General features: G+C 42.4%; 18 protein-coding genes and 1 other RNA gene. 8 read left to right on the forward strand and 11 right to left on the reverse strand.

The window, feature by feature from the left end; all coding sequences use genetic code 11:
- The first annotated feature begins 85 nt into the window (after positions 1 to 85).
- Positions 86 to 281: non-coding RNA, 6S RNA (gene ssrS / locus AK822_RS09960), on the forward strand.
- Between the two features lie 140 nt (positions 282 to 421).
- Here ssrS and AK822_RS09965 read toward each other — a convergent pair.
- Positions 422 to 1,042, reverse strand: coding sequence for an FxsA family protein (locus AK822_RS09965; protein WP_055123798.1), 621 nt, complete (start codon positions 1,040 to 1,042; stop codon positions 422 to 424).
- A gap of 254 nt (positions 1,043 to 1,296) precedes the next feature.
- Between AK822_RS09965 and ruvC the strand changes: the two genes are divergently transcribed.
- Positions 1,297 to 1,881 carry a crossover junction endodeoxyribonuclease RuvC gene (ruvC, locus tag AK822_RS09970; protein WP_060491526.1) on the forward strand — a complete coding sequence of 195 codons (585 nt, stop codon included), beginning with the start codon at positions 1,297 to 1,299 and terminating at the stop codon, positions 1,879 to 1,881.
- A 130-nt stretch (positions 1,882 to 2,011) separates the two neighbouring features.
- Here ruvC and AK822_RS09975 read toward each other — a convergent pair whose 3' ends face one another.
- From AK822_RS09975 to AK822_RS09995, 5 genes are all read right to left on the reverse strand, one after another.
- The gene (locus tag AK822_RS09975; RefSeq protein WP_060492267.1) at positions 2,012 to 2,992 is read right to left on the reverse strand and encodes an META domain-containing protein; all 981 of its coding nucleotides are present in this window, start codon (positions 2,990 to 2,992) and stop codon (positions 2,012 to 2,014) included.
- Positions 2,993 to 3,286: 294 nt separating this feature from the next.
- Positions 3,287 to 3,949, reverse strand: a complete 663-nt coding sequence (locus AK822_RS09980) for a glutathione S-transferase family protein (RefSeq protein WP_060491527.1) — start codon at positions 3,947 to 3,949, stop codon at positions 3,287 to 3,289.
- 234 nt (positions 3,950 to 4,183) lie between these two features.
- Positions 4,184 to 4,822: a peroxiredoxin gene (locus tag AK822_RS09985; RefSeq protein ID WP_060491528.1), complete on the reverse strand. Its 639-nt coding sequence runs from the start codon at positions 4,820 to 4,822 to the stop codon at positions 4,184 to 4,186.
- Positions 4,823 to 5,044: 222 nt separating this feature from the next.
- Positions 5,045 to 5,806, reverse strand: a complete 762-nt coding sequence (locus AK822_RS09990; RefSeq protein WP_060491529.1) for a phospholipase D family protein — start codon at positions 5,804 to 5,806, stop codon at positions 5,045 to 5,047.
- 146 nt (positions 5,807 to 5,952) lie between these two features.
- The gene (locus tag AK822_RS09995) at positions 5,953 to 7,692 is read right to left on the reverse strand and encodes a glutamine--tRNA ligase/YqeY domain fusion protein (protein WP_060491530.1); all 1,740 of its coding nucleotides are present in this window, start codon (positions 7,690 to 7,692) and stop codon (positions 5,953 to 5,955) included.
- A 371-nt stretch (positions 7,693 to 8,063) separates the two neighbouring features.
- On the opposite strand from AK822_RS09995, the gene AK822_RS10000 reads away from it, so the two are divergent.
- Both AK822_RS10000 and AK822_RS10005 read left to right on the forward strand, forming a co-directional pair.
- A complete protein-coding gene (locus AK822_RS10000; RefSeq protein ID WP_060491531.1) occupies positions 8,064 to 8,579 on the forward strand; it encodes a peptidylprolyl isomerase in 516 nt (171 codons plus the stop codon).
- A gap of 115 nt (positions 8,580 to 8,694) precedes the next feature.
- Entirely contained in the window at positions 8,695 to 9,549 is an 855-nt protein-coding gene (locus AK822_RS10005) for a UDP-2,3-diacylglucosamine diphosphatase (protein ID WP_060491532.1), read from the forward strand.
- A 151-nt stretch (positions 9,550 to 9,700) separates the two neighbouring features.
- On the opposite strand, the gene orn is transcribed toward AK822_RS10005, so the two are convergent.
- On the reverse strand, positions 9,701 to 10,288 hold the full coding sequence (gene orn, locus AK822_RS10010) for an oligoribonuclease (protein WP_045446983.1): 588 nt from the start codon (positions 10,286 to 10,288) through the stop codon (positions 9,701 to 9,703).
- A 230-nt stretch (positions 10,289 to 10,518) separates the two neighbouring features.
- On the opposite strand from orn, the gene rsgA reads away from it, so the two are divergent.
- The 4 genes from rsgA (at position 10,519) to secB (ending at position 13,454) form a co-directional block, all read left to right on the forward strand.
- A complete protein-coding gene (gene rsgA, locus AK822_RS10015; RefSeq protein ID WP_060491533.1) occupies positions 10,519 to 11,622 on the forward strand; it encodes a ribosome small subunit-dependent GTPase A in 1,104 nt (367 codons plus the stop codon).
- A 173-nt stretch (positions 11,623 to 11,795) separates the two neighbouring features.
- Positions 11,796 to 12,251, forward strand: coding sequence for a rhodanese-like domain-containing protein (locus tag AK822_RS10020; protein WP_045446990.1), 456 nt, complete (start codon positions 11,796 to 11,798; stop codon positions 12,249 to 12,251).
- A gap of 318 nt (positions 12,252 to 12,569) precedes the next feature.
- Entirely contained in the window at positions 12,570 to 12,833 is a 264-nt protein-coding gene (gene grxC, locus AK822_RS10025) for a glutaredoxin 3 (protein WP_045446994.1), read from the forward strand.
- Positions 12,834 to 13,001: 168 nt separating this feature from the next.
- A complete protein-coding gene (secB, locus tag AK822_RS10030; protein WP_045446997.1) occupies positions 13,002 to 13,454 on the forward strand; it encodes a protein-export chaperone SecB in 453 nt (150 codons plus the stop codon).
- A gap of 241 nt (positions 13,455 to 13,695) precedes the next feature.
- On the opposite strand, the gene adk is transcribed toward secB, so the two are convergent.
- The 4 genes from adk to AK822_RS10050 all read right to left on the reverse strand — a co-directional run bounded on the left by adk (position 13,696) and on the right by AK822_RS10050 (position 17,069).
- Positions 13,696 to 14,352: an adenylate kinase gene (gene adk / locus AK822_RS10035; protein ID WP_045447000.1), complete on the reverse strand. Its 657-nt coding sequence runs from the start codon at positions 14,350 to 14,352 to the stop codon at positions 13,696 to 13,698.
- Positions 14,353 to 14,572: 220 nt separating this feature from the next.
- Positions 14,573 to 15,853: a c-type cytochrome biogenesis protein CcmI gene (ccmI, locus tag AK822_RS10040; RefSeq protein WP_060491534.1), complete on the reverse strand. Its 1,281-nt coding sequence runs from the start codon at positions 15,851 to 15,853 to the stop codon at positions 14,573 to 14,575.
- Positions 15,850 to 16,344 (reverse strand): cytochrome c-type biogenesis protein, encoded by a 495-nt coding sequence (locus AK822_RS10045; protein WP_372862127.1) that lies wholly within the window; start codon positions 16,342 to 16,344, stop codon positions 15,850 to 15,852. The genes ccmI and AK822_RS10045 overlap by 4 nt, the downstream gene beginning before the upstream one ends.
- Positions 16,345 to 16,409: 65 nt before the next feature.
- Complete coding sequence (locus AK822_RS10050) at positions 16,410 to 17,069, reverse strand: DsbE family thiol:disulfide interchange protein (RefSeq protein WP_060491536.1); 660 nt, start codon at positions 17,067 to 17,069, stop codon at positions 16,410 to 16,412.
- Between the last annotated feature and the right edge of the window lies 1 nt (position 17,070).

Consider the following 17,070-nt stretch of genomic DNA (forward strand, 5'->3'; position numbering starts at 1 on the left):
TTAATAGCAATAATGCCACTCTCTAAATCTACGTATCAATCTGTAAATCATACTTGCAATCATTCAAACCATTCGTTAAGATAATTATATTCTGAAGTGTTGGCTAGTAGATGTTTATTCCCTGAGCCGATAATGCTTTACCAGGATGTGGTACCTACTGCTTCATTGTGTATGCCTGCACCGCTTGCGGTGTATCAGGAAACCTGCAGAGGCAGTGACGCATCCGCCCTGAACTTCACGGTTCATGGGTCACCATCTTACAGCGGCACTTCGGTTGTTCTATTCGGTTAATTATTATTCTAATAATATTTGATAGGTTTACTTATAATCTACCATTTCATAAAGACTTAGTAATAACCATTAAAAAGCCCCTTTTATCATTGATGAAAGGGGCTTTTCTTATGCTTGCCTATTAATTTAACTATTCATCATTAGCAGATTTGGTGATTTTTTTCACATCCTTGGGAATGGTTTTTGCTGTCCCATCAATCGTTGTATGCTGTTTAAACCCATCACCAAACGGGTTTTGTTGTTGACCGAATGGATTTTGATTATTCATACCACCTGCGCCGCCGAATGGGTTTTGACCGCCCATGCCACCAAACGGATTTTGTCCGCCGCCCATCTGTCCACCCATTTGCTTGGCCATCATTTCCATCATTTTTTGCTGATTATTCATGACATAATTATTAGCAAAGTCTTTGAGCTTCTTTTGCACGGGTGGCAATATCACCAATAATGCGAGTAAATCGCTCAGCACACCTGGAATGAGTAGCAAAATACCAGCCGCTGCCATGGCCACACTTTTCATCATGGTTGATTCTTGCGGACGCATTGATGGGTTCATCATGCCACCTGCTTTCATCTGCTGTGCCATTGGATTGAGGGCAGCCATCCCTTTACGCAAGAGGGAGATACCGATGACTGCGGCGATAATAAACCACATAAATACCCACCAACCACTCATAAACTGAGCAAGCAAATACCAAAGTAGCATTTCGATAATAAACCAAACAATGGCAATACCAACTATCTGACCCATAAAGTGTCGTCCTATAAAATAAAAACCAATAAATTGAGCGCCATGCAAATTAAGATGGCTAACATATGATGTATATGGGGATTGATTGCTATACTATCAAACTTAAGGCTGATTTTTAAGCCATATAGTCGGTACAATATAATTTGGATACAAGGAAGATGAGCAAAAGCACTACGAGTAGTAGGCTGAGCGAGTCTGACACCGTATCCAACTTATATAGGATTGAAAATAAAATGTAAGCAAGATGGAATATTATGGCAATTATTATTGGAATTGATCCTGGTTCGCGCATGACCGGTTATGGCATCGTCCAACAGACAGGCGATAAGCTCACCTATATAGACGCAGGCACTATTCGTACAGACACCAAAGAGATGCCTGAACGTCTAAAGCGAATTTTTAATGGCTTGACCCGTATTACCCAGCATCATTTGAAATATGCTAATGAGCCTATCTATACGGCTATTGAGCAAGTGTTTATGGCTGAAAATCCAGACTCAGCGTTGAAACTTGGGCAAGCGCGAGGTGCTGCTATTGCCGCCATGGTTGCTCTAGATTTAGAAGTATCGGAATATACCGCTCGCCAGATTAAGCAAGCCGTTTGCGGTTATGGTGCAGCGGCAAAAGAGCAAGTGCAAGAGATGGTCTGCCGCATACTATCTTTGGATGTCGTGCCACAGCAAGATGCCGCCGATGGTCTTGCCTGCGCCATCTGTCATGCGCATTCAAGCCACTCCATGAATAAATTAATATTAAACAGCGCCATGCGTGGGCGCAGTGCGTCTAAGAAAAAAGGTCGCTGGCGTTTGACAGAAGAAGATCTAGGGAACTTGCGTTAAGAACGCTTATAAAACAAGCATAAAAAAACACGCGTTCAAATGCCGCGTGTTTTTCAAACTGTCTAAGTTATTTATACTATAGTTTTACTGTAAAATCGCTTTACTATAAAAATGCAACGGCTTAAATCGACTACTCTGCGACGGCACTTTCAATCACTGCATCCAACACATAAGCATATTCTTCGCCTTCTATACTATTGCTATCGTCACTGTCTAATGGGTAACGCTGTAAACGTAATACTTCATCGTGCATGCCATCATGCTGATAGCCATCGATTTCACCCGTAAAGACTGCCCACTTGCCTTCGCTCGTTTTAATACCTTGTTCATCATAGGTAATGGGTTTCACTTGTAGACACATCTCTGAGCCATTATCGGTGCAAGGTATCATTTTCGAGCTTACTGCCCAGAATACGGTCTCACCTTTACTATTATACTTGGCTTGTGAGGTAAGCCTGCCTTCCCAAATCAACGTTGCTCCGACACTGGTCACTTGGGTTAATATTGGCTTATCACTCTTGAGACTATCATCCTGAGAATTGTTGTCTTTAGCGTCGCCATCTTTGGCACTGTTAGCTTTCACTAATGTTAACTGGCTTTCACCTTGCATCAGCTGATTTAAACTATTTTCAGCCTTATCAAGCTCGCCACAAGACATTTTCGTACTCATACCCTCTTCAATAGTCAAAGTGTGACCTTGCAATTGGTAGCCAGCGCTCATAGTATTACAGCCAACGCTATAACTTAACGTATTCTCACCTTGGTATTGATTAAAAGACAAACGCACTTGGTCTTTAATATCCGTCAGCATATTTAATGGCTGTGCGCCTTTATCCGTTACAGACATCAATGTCCAACGATAACGTGAAAGATTGGCAATCATTTTCTCTTCATCGCTCATCTTATCCATCTGAGTTTCATCCGTTACTGCATCAGCGTTCATATCTATGCCATCATCGTGTGTTGCATCAGCGCTTGTCTGATTGCCTTCTTGTACGTCACTTTCATTGGGTAAAGAAGCATCTTGGCAAGCACTTATTACCAAGCTTAGTGCCAACAAACTTGGTAGTAAAGTGAATCGAATTGGCCGTTTTTTAACAGATGAGGTCATAGCAGTCATACCTTGTGGTTATCCCTTTTTTAAGTCAAAGTATTTAAAAAATCAGGTTAAATATTTAACAATAAGGGGCTGATGATATCCACTTTATTAAAGCGTCACAATTCACCACTATAGCGCCGTTGATTACCATGGTTGTAACAAAGTGTTTATTTTTATGGATTCATCGTAACTGCTATTTTAATATTTAAAAGTACCATAAAAAATCAATGGTCTCAGATAATTGGAAATTTCATCAATTATTCAAGACCATCAATGATGTCACCTTTTTAATTTTTCGCGCTAGTCTTACTCGTTTGTATGAGCAATTTTGGCTTTTGCCATATTTTTAATACTGAAACGCTCATTCATCATTTGATAAAAACGCGCAAGATTTTCGCCCTGCTCATTCGGATTTACGTTAAGGACTTTCCCAAAATCCAAACCGAGATATAGGACGATATCAGCAAAGCTTAATTGTTCACCGACCAAATACTCACGACCTTCTAAAATATTTTCAAAATAAGCAAGGGCTTTAACAGCCCGTGCAACAGATGGCGCGACAAACTCTGGGACTTGCTCAACGCGTTGGGCTTTGGACGGATGGCTGTGTTGAAAAGCCAGCATAAAATTATATAATACCTCAAACTCAGCAATGCGGCGCATAGCGCACACTTGCGCACGTTGTATTACATCATTCCCCATCACCGAGCGCTCACCATAGACACGGTCGAGATACTCACATACAGCCTGTGAATCATTGAGTACCGTGCCATCCCCTAGTGTTAGAACTGGCACGGTCTGCATTGGATTTATTTTGGTGAACTTGTCTGACATTTGCTCATTGGCAGCAAAATCAATGTCAATCACGTCCACATCATCCATATCATCGACATCGATACCTTTTGATGCTAACAAAATAAGGGCTTTACGTGGATTGGGTGCAGTACGTGTGACGTATAGTTTTTTCATAGCAAACTCCTTGTAAGATTGGACAAAAGCGACTCAACGCTATCTGGTTTTATTATGGTTGTTACGCTGTTGATGATAGATAAAGACTTACCATCCTTTATACAACAGTTATATCCTACTCTGCTCATCATAGCAAAGCCTTATTAGGCTTGCTTTTTTGATCAGAGACTAAACAACAAAAAGCCCCACAACGTTACGTCATGAGGCTTCATTTCATTCATCCAATCATGCTACTTATTTATTGGGTGCAGGCGTGGTACGTAAATAAGGCTTAATTTCTGTATAACCTTTAGGGTATTTAGCCGCGATATCTTCGTTTTTGACACTTGGTGGAATGATGACATCATCACCGTCTTTCCAGTCAACTGGCGTCGCAATATTATATTCATCAGACAGTTGCAGAGCATCAATGACACGGATAATCTCGTCAAAATTACGACCACAGCTCGCAGGATAAGTCAGCGTTAAGCGGATTTTTTTATTTGGATCAATAATGAAGACACTGCGTACCGTATGTGTGCTATCTGCATTTGGATGCATCATGTCGTATAGCTCAGCGACTTCTTTGTTCGGATCAGCAATGATTGGAAAATTTAGCTCAGTACCTTGAGTCTCACCAATGTCTTTTGCCCATGCATGATGGTCATCGATACCATCAACAGAGATACAGATTGGCTTAACACCACGCTTTTGAAATTCGCCATTCAGTGCCGCAGCACGACCAAGCTCAGTAGTACATACTGGCGTAAAATCAGCTGGATGGGAGAAAAAAACGACCCAATTATCGCCTGCCCAATCGTGGAAATTGATATTACCCTCTGTGGTTGCAGCGTCAAAATTCGGTGCGGTATCGCCTAAACGTAAATGTGCCATGCTTAATTCCTTAGCTATGTTAGTGATGAGCACTAATATCCAAAGATATTTGCGTGCTCTATTATTATCAACGTGCCCTATCAGATATTACACAATAACTCAAAGCACGTCAGCAAAAATTCTATTTTATCTTAGCAAACTGGTTATGACTGTCTTGTGAAGGATTGTAATGCGGTTATTCTGTTTATTACTAGGTAACTTAGCATAGACTTAACGAATGAATCAAATCACCATTCCAGAATCCCACAAACAAAAATCACCGAATTTACCTTTTTTACTGGTACCACCTGCTGCACGCCCAGCATCTGTTAATGTAAGCTCACCTTCTTGCTCTTGTAAATATCCCGCTGCAAGCAACTTATCATTTAACTCTTGTGTCTTAAAACCCAGCTCTTTGGCAAGCTTCGCCGTCGTTAACTTAGAGTAATTAGGCGTTGCCGCTTCTGTAGCAGTAGGTGCGACCGTTGTATTAGCATTATTGCTGGGTATTGTATGACTGGCAGTAGCAGTATTATCAGTCCTACCATCAGATTCGGTCACTTTTTCAAGCGACATGCGCACTTCATCGCTGATACGAATAATGCGCTGTGCCTCCTCATAAGTATCGGCATAAAGCTTACTATCTTCATTACGATAAATCAGCACGCCCATTTCATTATTATTGACTTGGCTAAATTCATAAAGGTTCAAACTGGTAATAATGCATTCGTTTTCATTCAGATAACACTTTGCATGCAAGTTTTTGCAAAAGCTGGTACGAATAAAAGTCAGATTTTTGAGCCAGTTTATTTCTTCAGGGTGCAAATCATTCTTGCCATAAACGATTCTAATATCAATTTTGAGACGATTACGATCTTCTAGCAACTCTTTAATACGCTCATTCAGCTTTAGATAGGGACTGATGATAATCAACCTATCAGATGCACTTTTAATCAATTCTTCTAAATGGTAAGTCGTGCCACTGCTGTTTAAAAATTTTGCCATTATTATTTCCTCAAGTCTTACGATCAATCACTTTATAATCATGCACAAAAAAGCCCATCCCTAGCGTACTAGAAATGGGCAAGCTTGCAAACTACTATTGTTCAGTAGTTTTTCAAATAAGCGCTAATGCCGCTAATAGTGATAAATTAAGCTGGCTTATAGCTGTCACGCAAGCTGACGATTTGGTTAAAGACTGGTTTGTCAGTGCTATGGTCTTCGCTATCAGAGATAAAGTAACCTTCACGCTCAAACTGGAAGCGTGTACCAGCGTCCGCATTCACCAATGACGGTTCCACCACGGCATTGAGTTCAGTCAACGAGTTAGGATTTAATGCTTGATGGACGTCAGCGACGCCACTTGGGTCTTCGACACTAAATAACTGCTCATACATGCGCACCGTTGCTGGGATGCCTTGGCTAGCTGATACCCAATGAATCACGCCTTTAACCTTACGACCTTCAGGATTTTGACCCAATGTCGTCGGATCAATCGTCGCTTTTAGTTCGACCACATTGCCCGCTTCATCTGTAATGTGCTCAGTCACTGCCAATACATAGGTATTACGCAGACGAATTTCTGGCTTTTCTGGTGATAGACGCTTATAACCTGCTGGCGGCTCAATTTCGTAATCGCCTTGATCGATATAGATGGTCTCAGTGAAAGGAATCTCACGCTCGCCCATATCGACATTAGGATGATTTGGCTGCGTCAGCCATAAGGTTTGCGAAGCATCATCAAAGCGAGCATTGACGCTGTCCGCTTTTTGCGACTCCCAACTGCTGACCGCTTCGGCAAAGTTGGTAATGGTCAATTTTAATGGCTTAAGTACCGCCATACCACGACCTGTGGTCGTCTCTAATGATTGGCGAATACTAAATTCTAATAAGCGAAAGTCAACGACGCTGTCTACTTTAGTTACACCAACACGCTCACAGAAATCACGTAAACCCTCTGGTGTATAACCACGGCGACGCATGCCAGCGATCGTCGGCATACGCGGATCATCCCAACCACTAACGATATTTTCGTCAACCAACTGCTTAAGTTTGCGCTTGCTAGTCAAGGTATGATCTACATTTAAGCGGCTAAATTCATACTGGTGCGGTGGTACATCAAAGCCAATTTTGTCAATGACCCAATCATAAAATGGACGATGATCTTCAAACTCCAGCGTACACAATGAATGGGTAATGCCTTCGAGTGCATCAGAGAGCGGATGGGCAAAATCATACATCGGATAAATGCACCATTTATCACCCGTTTGGTGATGCGCTTGATGCATGACGCGATAGATGACAGGGTCACGCATATTCATGTTTGGGCTTGCCATATCAATCTTGGCGCGCAGCACTGCTTTACCTTCGGCATATTTGCCCTCTTTCATATCATCAAAGAGTTGCAAACTTTCTTCAACACTGGCATTACGATGTGGCGACGCTGTGCCTGCTTCATTAAATGAGCCACGATTTTCTTTGATTTGCTCAGGCGATTGCAAATCTACATAAGCATCGCCTTGCTTGATCAGCTGAATCGCCCAAGCATGAAGTTGGTCGAAATATCCTGAAGCATGGTACGCCTCTCCTGCCCACTCAAAGCCCAGCCATTTTACATCATTCTCGATGTTATCAATGAAGTCTTGCTTTTCTGCGGTTGGATTGGTGTCATCAAAGCGCAGGTTGCAGATACCGCCAAACTCCTCAGCCACACCAAAGTTTAGACAGATGGATTTAACATGACCTAAATGCAAGTAACCATTGGGCTCAGGTGGGAAACGAGTGACAATCTGTTGGTATCTTTGCGCATTAACATCATCACGAATAATATTACGAATAAAGTCGTTTTTGTGTTCGTCTTTTTGTGCATTATTGCTTGAGTGCTCACTCATCGGGCATTGCTCCTAACGCAAATGGTCAATTCATGCGACGTGCCATCACGCCTCACGGAAAATTCAAAATATTTGATAAAGTAAAACGATATCGTAAAACAAGCCTCAGCCATTAAATTTAAGCCAATTTACAAAAATTTGGGTTATAAAAACAGTGTGTTATAAACACCAAGCTATGATGACTTTTTATCAAAATCGTTTAGAAATGGGTAAAGTTGCGTTATTCTATCAGCTTTTGCAAACGCATTAACAGCCTGATACATGACACGGGATAAAAAAGCCGTTAGACTAGCCATAACTTTTTATCCACCAACTTTTCATCCACCACTTAACAGCGTCATTTTAGGCGCTGCAATAAAGAGGAATATCCTATGGTAGACATGCCACCAGTAGTAGAACTTGACACCAGTATGGGTGCGATCGTTATCGAACTCAATGAAGAAAAAGCACCAAAAACCGTTGAAAACTTTTTAAACTATGTAAAATCTGGTCATTATGATGGCACGATTTTCCATCGCATCATTGACGGCTTTATGATTCAAGGCGGTGGAATGGACGCTGACATGAATGAAAAAGCCACCAACAAGCCAGTAGAAAACGAAGCAGACAACGGTCTAAAGAACGACGCTGGCACGATTGCTATGGCGCGTACGCAAGATCCACATTCAGCGACTAGCCAATTTTTTGTCAACGTAAAAGACAACGATTTCTTAAACCATTCTGGCAAAAACATGCAAGGTTGGGGTTATACCGTATTTGGTAAAGTAACAAGCGGAATGGACGTCATCGAAAAAATGCGTGGCGTCCCAACTGGTCGTTTCGGCATGCATGCTGATGTACCAAAAGAGCCAGTTGTTATCAATTCAGCGACTATTATTACTAAGTAACTGCTACTAAATAACTGTCTCTCAGTAATCATTCTTCAATAGTTATTACTCAGTAGCGATGAGTCTGTAAAAGCTTATGAATCGTTACTGTTTAAAATTACGAGGATAAGGATAAATGCAAAGTTTTGACCACCTAATTACCACCAGCCCTCATGAAGTGCGGCAAGTATTGATTAGCGATTTGCATTTATCGCCTGAAGAGCCTGCCTTAGTGCAGGCTTTTTTGGCGCTGCTTGATGATTGCCTTGCTCTTCCTGCGCTCAAACGCTTGTTTATCTTAGGTGATTGGTTTGAAGTTTGGCTCGGTGATGATTTTTATTTGTCTTTATCCGACGAGGAACGACAAGGTCATTGGCTCACTCCGCTTATCGTTAAATTAAAAAAACTGCGCATAGCTGGCTGCGAGATTTTGGTCATGCATGGCAACCGCGATTTTTTGTTAGGTCAGCCATTCTGCAATCTATTTGGTGGCGAGCTTATTTATGAGCCGTATACTTTGACTGTCGGTCAGCAAAATTATCGTCTAGAGCACGGTGATGCCTTGTGTACTGATGATAAAAAATATCAGTTTTTTCGCAAAATCATGCGTAATCGGTTAACCCAGTGGTATTTGCTCAATAAATCACTAGAAAAACGCTTGGCTATCGCCGATAAAATGCGGCAAAAAAGCCAGCAGAATAATGCCAATAAAGCAGCACGTATCATGGATGTCAATGATAATGCTGTGCTGCAAGCCATAGCAAATAGCGATGCTTTACTGCACGGACATACCCATCGTCCGGCTATTCATCACGCGACTCATGATAAAAAACGTTATGTCTTAGGTGATTGGCGATTGTTAGATAAAGATACTCGCCAGCCAAAAGTCAGTGCGGTGGTCGGCGCAGTGACAGGCGACGAGCATTCAAATGACAGTTTTAGTAATAATGATGCTGAATTTAGATTGGTTGAGTTTAAATCGCTCATTTAATGTCGTTTTTTTGAGCGCCTCTGAACAATAAAAAAGGTCTGTTGATAATTCAACAGACCTTTTTTTATATAAATGATACTGCATGATTGATGCGAATTTAAGTGTCAAACTATTGATAGCTCAGTTCTTAAATTACAGTATTAGCCTTACTTTACGGTATTAGTTTAAAGAAATGTTGGCGATAATGCTTTAGCTCACGAATAGAGTCACGAATGTCATCTAACGCTAAGTGACTGCCACCTTTTTCAAAGTTTCTGAGAATATCAGGACGCCAGCGGAAACAAAGCTCTTTAATTGACGACACATCCAGATTGCGATAATGGAAGAATTTTTCTAATTCCGGCATTTGACGCGCCATAAAGCGGCGATCTTGACAGATGGAATTGCCACACATTGGCGACTTACCACTATCGACCCATTTATTGAGAAACTTAATGGTTTCAGCTTCGGCCTCTGCCAATGTCACGGTACTACGGCGGACACGGTCGACCAATCCTGACTGACCATGCTGCTTGGTATTCCAATCATCCATTTTATTTAACGTTTGATCCGATACTTTTATAGCGAACACTGGCCCTTCGGCAAGGACATTCAAATCTTCATCAGTGACAACGGTAGCAATCTCGATAATCTCGTCATTCAAGGTATCCAGCCCGGTCATTTCTAGGTCAATCCATACCAGCCCTTTTTTGCCTTGGTTTCTGATTTTAATCTTGTTGGGGTGGTCACCGGTACTCATAAAATATCCTATGGTCAATAAAGTTTAAAACAACTTTGGAGCAATATTAATTAGATAAATCGCCTGTTAATGTTCATGCCTAAGTAGCAAACTGTAGCAAAACGTTGCATCTACTGATTTATAACCCTTAAAACGTTACAAAATCTCTGTCTGCAGCAGGCGCTTTAGGCTGTATGTTATCAAACTTTCACGCTACACTTAGCAATATTTTTTTAATAGGTTCAAAACCCATGGCATTAATTCGGCAACGCAAACTGACTAAGCAACAGATTCGTCGCATCGACAAACAACAGCTGGCAAGTCAAGACAGCATCGATGACAGTTTGATGGATGGCGTGGTCATGGCGCATTATGGCAAGCAGTTGGAAGTACAAGTGACCAGCTTGCCTGCGGTGATACCCGTGCAGCCAGAGATTGCACCCGATGATCCTGAGCCGTTTTGGCAAGAGCTGGCATTAGGCGATATTTGGCGTTGTCATGTGCGTACTAACTTACCGATGCTAGCCGCTGGCGACCAAGTACGCTGGAGTGCTGATCCTAATACTGGCTTTGGACGTATTGAATCGGTCAAGCCGCGTACCTCTCTGGTCTCGCGTCCTGATCGTTACCATAAACTTAAACCTGTCGCCGCCAATGTCGATATTTTGGCGATTGTATTTGCGCCGCTACCTGCTGCCGCGCCAACCCTCATCGATCGTTATTTGGTCGTCTGTCATCATGCTGGCGTAAAGCCGCTGTTGGTGCTTAATAAAGCCGATCTATTGGCAGAAGAAAACGGCGTCGATACCAAAGAGTTACTCGCACAATATGCTTCTCTCGGTTATGAGAGCGTTCTCACCTCAGTCGATTGCCCTGAAAACGTCGCGGATAGTGATGAGCAAGAAGGGCTGGATGAATTAAAACGTTATATCGATAAAAAACTGGTTATTTTTGCGGGGCAATCTGGTGTCGGTAAAAGCAGCTTAATCAATGCCCTACTACCTGAGTCGGCACAAAGCGTCAATATCATCTCTGATAACTCAAAACTTGGTCAACACACCACCACAACCAGTCGCTTATTACCATTTAATCCAGCCGACTTAACCCAAGGCGGTATCGTCGATACGCCAGGTATCCGCGAGTACGGCATTTGGCATCTCACACCCGATGATATCATTTCAGGATTTGTGGAGCTTGCACCGTTATCTGGCAACTGTCAGTTCCGTGATTGTCGTCATACTCACAAAAGCAAAGGCTGCGCATTATGGCAAGCGGTTACTGACGGCGTGGTATTACAGCGCCGTGTGGAAAACCTCGTTACTCTAAGGGAAGAGGCAGATACTAAGCCCTATTAATATTGGCATTATTGGTATCCGCCTTATTAATCGCTGCCTTATAGATCGTTAATCGCTCGGTTGACCATCGCCCGTTTACTATGGATGGTCTAATCGGTATAATAGCGCCTTGTTCAGTATCGTTAGGCTGTCTTCTCAGCTTAACCGAACACTTATTTTTTTGGAGGTATGGTTTGGATCGTGCGCTGGAATTTGTGGGCAACCACCCGTTTTTATTTGGTATATTAGCCGTACTTGCCGTGCTATTTTTTACGATTGAAAACAAACGTAGTGGCAGAAAAATATCGCCCAATACCTTAGGCATGATGGTTAACTCGCAAAACGCGCAGCTAATCGATATTCGTGCCAAAAAGAAGTTTGAGACTGGTTACATTCAAGGCAGCCGTAACATACCGTTCACCGAGCTTAAAGACCGCTTAGAAGAAATCCGTGCAATTGAGCAGCCAGTGATTATCATTTGTGATATGGGTGTGCAAGCAGGCGCGGCGATTCAGATGATCGGCAAGGACAGTGTTTATCGCTTAGAAGGTGGTATCGGCGGCTGGCAAGCAGCGGGCATGCCATTGGTTGGGTTAAAAGATGCAAAGCCTAAAAATAAAGGCAAAGCCAAACCAAGTTTACATAAGTAGTCCGCTATACTGCTGTTTAAAAAATATTCAGCCCGTATCAATTGATATATGATTGAGGCGCGTTGAATATTCACAAATAAAAAAGACACCTTATTGATAGGTGTTTTTTTGTTTGTGGCATTTATGCTACCGTCAGAGCTTTTATACTCAAACATCTTGAATTTGCTCTGCTCATCCCCACTTTAATAACGAGCATTACCTAATCTATCTTCAATTTACTTGCTGGTAACGGATTATAAGAATTTTTATTAAATAATTATTTATAATACTTTTTATAATAAAACGATTACCTTCTAAACTTATAAATAAGGATTTACCATGACTGTCGCTGTTAAAGTTTATACGACGCCTATCTGCCCATATTGCTCAAACGCCAAACAACTCTTAAAAACTAAAGGCGTTGACTACGAAGAAATTGGCATGCACGATATGAGCCGCGAAGAGCGTCAAGAATTAATGAAAAAAACCAATAACTATCGCACTGTACCGCAAATTTTCGTCGGTGAGACCTTTGTCGGTGGTTTTGATGAGCTCAATCAAATGAACCAACAAGGCAAACTTGACGAGCTATTAGCAGGTTAATCTGCTACTTTTCGTTGCTGTCTGTCTTTGCCTGTGCAATGATAGACAGCGGCAAAGATAAAAGAGAGTAATAAAAACATCCAGATTTTGTCTCGATTTATATTACAATGAACTTTTATTAAAATGACAGTTTGTCCAACTATTTGATTAACTTTTAGAGGATTTATCATGGCTGAAGAACAAGCACAACCACAATTAGCACTAGAGCGTATCTACGTAAAAGACATGTCACTTGAAGTCCCAGGCGCTAGTGTGTTCACCAAAGAGTGGAACCCAGAGCTTGATATCAATTTGTCTAGCAATGCTGAAAAACTCGATGACGATCATTATCAAGTCATCTTAACGGTGAGCGTTACAGCAAAAAATGCGGAAGAAGCGGCATTTATCGCTGAAGTGCATCAAGCAGGTATCTTCTTATTAAAAGACATCCCAGAAGACCAAATTGGTCAAATCTTAGGTGCATACTGCCCGAACGTTTTGTTCCCATATGCTCGTGAAGTCATCAGCGACATCGTAACGCGTGGTAGCTTCCCGCAGTTATTGCTAGCCCCTGTCAACTTTGACCAAGCTTACGCGCAAAGCCAGCAACAAGCACAAGTTGATGCTGAAGGTAATGCATAAGTTTTAAGCAAAAATGTGCTAGCTTTATTCACAGTATATTTTAATAAAAAAGCCGTTTACTCATTAGGAGTGAGCGGCTTTTTTGTGGATGCTGTTTAAGCGCTTACTCAATAGAATCGTTGAGCAATGAGAGTTCTGCTTAGTAATATTGTGAGACATACAGTTAAAACCATTAGACATAAAAAAACCCTGCTAATAAACAGGGTCTTCAATCGCGTCATCAATTATTCGAAATCGATGATCAACCTTTTAACGCTGATAAAATTTGTTGCTTAACCTCATCGATGCCTTGCGTGCCATCAAACTTATCATAATTAGGGGCATCGGCACCTTCTTTGGCCTTGTCTTGATAAAAACCAACAAGCGCTGATGTTTGCTCATGATAAGTCGCTAGACGATCACGAATGGTAGATTCTTTATCATCTTCACGCTGGATTAGCGCTTCGCCTGTCACATCGTCGATACCCTCAACCTTGGGTGGATTGTGATCAACGTGATAAACGCGACCTGAACCAGGATGTTGGCGACGACCAGATAAGCGCTTGACAATCTCGTCATCCGGCACGCTGATTTCGATTACATGATCGATAGCAACGTCAGCATCTGCAAGTGCTTGAGCCTGTGGAATCGTACGCGGAAAACCATCCAAAATACAACCATTGGCACAATCAGGCTTAGCGATACGTTCTTTCACTAGGTTAATAATGAGGTCATCAGAAACCAAACCACCAGCATTCATGATGTCTTTGGCTTTTTTGCCAAGCTCGCTGCCTTCTTTGATCGCTGCACGCAGCATATCGCCAGTTGAGATCTGCGGGATATCATATTCTTTAGAAATAAACTGGGCTTGGGTACCTTTACCGGCGCCTGGTGGACCTAGCAAAATAATACGCATCATTACACGATTCTCCTTAATAGATAGGATTTTGGGACTAATAAAACTCAGGGATTGGTTGTTTGCCAAGCTACCTTACCTTGTGGCTTGGCAAAGCTCAAGTATTTTCATTATTTGCAGTGATAAGTTGTCATGACTTATCTGTTCATATAATGCTGTTGCGCGCTGCTGTATCGGACAACAGCGCTTACATCAGAGGTGCTGACAACAACAGATATAAATACTATGGAATTTGTTGATTAATTTCAACATTGACCTGATTTTGTTCCGCACTAATCACCACTGGATTACCTGACAAATCCCCTGACTCTGCACTGGCAGTACCACTATGGCTGATACGAGCGATGACAGCCAACTGAACTTTATCCGCTCTCGCCGATTTCAAAGTACGTTCAGGCATCATGGCATCCAAATCGCTTAGGCTAATGCTGGCTTCACCTTGCTTGATAACACTGATCGGCAAACGTTTGGCAGCAAATGGTGGTCCACCATTGACATCACGTATGGCGACAAACAACACATCGTCGGCTTTAACTAACGGCAGCAGGCTAGCATTAATCGTAACAGTCACTTCAACACCTTCAGAGGCTTGCTGTTGCTGAGCGGTGACATTAGCACTTAGCTCATCTAGACTCGCCAATGCTTTGGTATGATCACCAGGTTTAGCTGCAATACTGTCACGTAGACGCTTAATCCAGCCTTGTGCTTGATCAAAATTACTACTCCGTGCCTCACCCATTGCCATAAGCATTTGCGCGCCCTCATGCTCTGGATTTTTAGCCAACACGTCTTGTAGCACTCGGCGACTATTAGCGTCTAATTGGCCTTTATTGGCAAAGAAACTAATCTGTGCATAAGTGGTTGCAATCTCTTCATTGTCTGGTGACAAACGATAAGCACGCGACAAGGCTTCAATTGCGGAATCCGTCGCTTCTAATGATAAGAATAATTCTGATAAACGCATCCAGCGATCTGGATCATCAGCGTGACGATAGACATTGGTCTGCATGGCACTAATCAGCTGTTGACCATCTTCAATCGCCCAAGCAGGCGGCTGATCAATCTTACCCGTTAATAAGTCATCAGCCACTTGACCCACTTTGTCTTCAGCTGCCCAAAGCTCGAACACAGGCGTACGATCGCCGACCATCAAATAGGCCATCGCTGCCAAGACAGGCACCCAGACAGTAATGATCAATCGACTTTTGATACCAGGCGCGACCATCGGTGTGACTTCACGCTGAGCATCCAATAACTGGCGTTCAAGCTCCAGTTTTTGGTTCTGGTAATGGCTGTCATCGATAGTGCCATTATCTTTATCTGTTTTCAGTTCTGTTAGACGCTCACGGAACACAGCAACGTTGATATCCAACAGCTGATTGTCCATAGGCTTTTCTGGCGAGCGTGATGCTCGCAGCCAAGGCATGATAGTAATAACAGCGAGTATTAAGGCGATGAGTAAGCTTAGAGCAATAAATAAGCCCACAGTAGAGAATATGGTCATTTTTTGTCCTTGAGGCTTGTAATATCATGGTCGTTTTTGTCATCGCTCGAAGCACGTGATAACAGACGATCAATCTCGGCTTTTTCAGCAGCAGACAGAGCAGCAGCCGTACTATTGACCGTTACCCCGCTTTCACCACTAGCGACAAGCTGACGTCGTTTGCTTTGCCAGAACCAGCCTATGAGTAAACTGATGAGTAATAGTGGTGGAAAAAACCACAAAATCCACGTTGATGGACGGACAGGCGGCTTATAAGTGATGAAATCGCCATAACGTTCCTGCATATAAGCACGAATCTCGCCATCACTACGACCGTCTTTTATCAAATCATAGGTTTTTTGCTTTAGATCTTGAGCAATGGGCGCATCCGATCCTGCAAGATTTTGGTTTTGACATTTTGGGCAACGCAGCTCTTCGATGAGACCACGATATTGGGCTTCTTGCTGCACAGAATCAAAGTCATAGACCTCAATAGCAGCATAGCTTGCCATACTTATTAGACAAGCTATTAATAAGCTCGAGACTTTTAACGTAACGGCTGTTATTTTATTGGCTATCATTTACACGCCTCCGCAACCTGAGTCGGATCTGGACTGACGTTGTTATTATTGGCTTCATTGAGCACCATCAAGCAAGGCGTAATACGACTTTGCCAGTTGCTTTCATTGATCTCACCAATGATGTGCTGACGAATAATACCATTACCATCGACTACGAAAGTCTCAGGCGCACCCGTCAAGCCTAAGTCCAAAGCAAACTGACCAGATAAATCCTGAATAGACATCGAGAACGGATCGCCACCTCGGTTTAAGTAGCCTAGTGCATCGCCAATATCATCTTTATAGTTGACCCCGACCAGATTGACACCGCGCTCCTCTAATTGCATAAGAAAAGGATGCTCAATAATACAAGTTGGGCACCAAGAGCCCCAAATGTTCATCAAAAAGGGCTTATCAGGCAGATTCTCATTGGTCATGATACGACTGGTATCTGATAATAAAGGCAGCTCAAAAGCGGGCACTGGGCGCTCAAGTGCCGTATTGGTAACGATATCCGTCGGCTTACCCAAACGCAGATATAGCATGATGATTAAGCCAATGAAAACGATCAGTGGAATCAAAAACCATAGCTTAAGTTGCTTTTTATTCATGGTTTTCGTGCCAGCTACCTTATCTTGCTTTGCATTTTGCTCAGGGGATTGCTTTGATGTGCTCATA

Source organism: Psychrobacter sp. P11F6, from assembly GCF_001435295.1.
In the GTDB taxonomy this organism is placed as follows: domain Bacteria; phylum Pseudomonadota; class Gammaproteobacteria; order Pseudomonadales; family Moraxellaceae; genus Psychrobacter.

Coding starts and splice junctions, on each gene's coding strand:
- AK822_RS09965 (WP_055123798.1), bottom strand. CDS start 1,042: ATGGGTCAGATAGTTGGTATTGCCATTGTTTGGTTTATTATCGAAATG.
- ruvC (WP_060491526.1), top strand. CDS start 1,297: ATGGCAATTATTATTGGAATTGATCCTGGTTCGCGCATGACCGGTTAT.
- AK822_RS09975 (WP_060492267.1), bottom strand. CDS start 2,992: ATGACCTCATCTGTTAAAAAACGGCCAATTCGATTCACTTTACTACCA.
- AK822_RS09980 (WP_060491527.1), bottom strand. CDS start 3,949: ATGAAAAAACTATACGTCACACGTACTGCACCCAATCCACGTAAAGCC.
- AK822_RS09985 (WP_060491528.1), bottom strand. CDS start 4,822: ATGGCACATTTACGTTTAGGCGATACCGCACCGAATTTTGACGCTGCA.
- AK822_RS09990 (WP_060491529.1), bottom strand. CDS start 5,806: ATGGCAAAATTTTTAAACAGCAGTGGCACGACTTACCATTTAGAAGAA.
- AK822_RS09995 (WP_060491530.1), bottom strand. CDS start 7,692: ATGAGTGAGCACTCAAGCAATAATGCACAAAAAGACGAACACAAAAAC.
- AK822_RS10000 (WP_060491531.1), top strand. CDS start 8,064: ATGGTAGACATGCCACCAGTAGTAGAACTTGACACCAGTATGGGTGCG.
- AK822_RS10005 (WP_060491532.1), top strand. CDS start 8,695: ATGCAAAGTTTTGACCACCTAATTACCACCAGCCCTCATGAAGTGCGG.
- orn (WP_045446983.1), bottom strand. CDS start 10,288: ATGAGTACCGGTGACCACCCCAACAAGATTAAAATCAGAAACCAAGGC.
- rsgA (WP_060491533.1), top strand. CDS start 10,519: ATGGCATTAATTCGGCAACGCAAACTGACTAAGCAACAGATTCGTCGC.
- grxC (WP_045446994.1), top strand. CDS start 12,570: ATGACTGTCGCTGTTAAAGTTTATACGACGCCTATCTGCCCATATTGC.
- secB (WP_045446997.1), top strand. CDS start 13,002: ATGGCTGAAGAACAAGCACAACCACAATTAGCACTAGAGCGTATCTAC.
- adk (WP_045447000.1), bottom strand. CDS start 14,352: ATGATGCGTATTATTTTGCTAGGTCCACCAGGCGCCGGTAAAGGTACC.
- ccmI (WP_060491534.1), bottom strand. CDS start 15,853: ATGACCATATTCTCTACTGTGGGCTTATTTATTGCTCTAAGCTTACTC.
- AK822_RS10045 (WP_372862127.1), bottom strand. CDS start 16,344: ATGGCAAGCTATGCTGCTATTGAGGTCTATGACTTTGATTCTGTGCAG.
- AK822_RS10050 (WP_060491536.1), bottom strand. CDS start 17,069: ATGAGCACATCAAAGCAATCCCCTGAGCAAAATGCAAAGCAAGATAAG.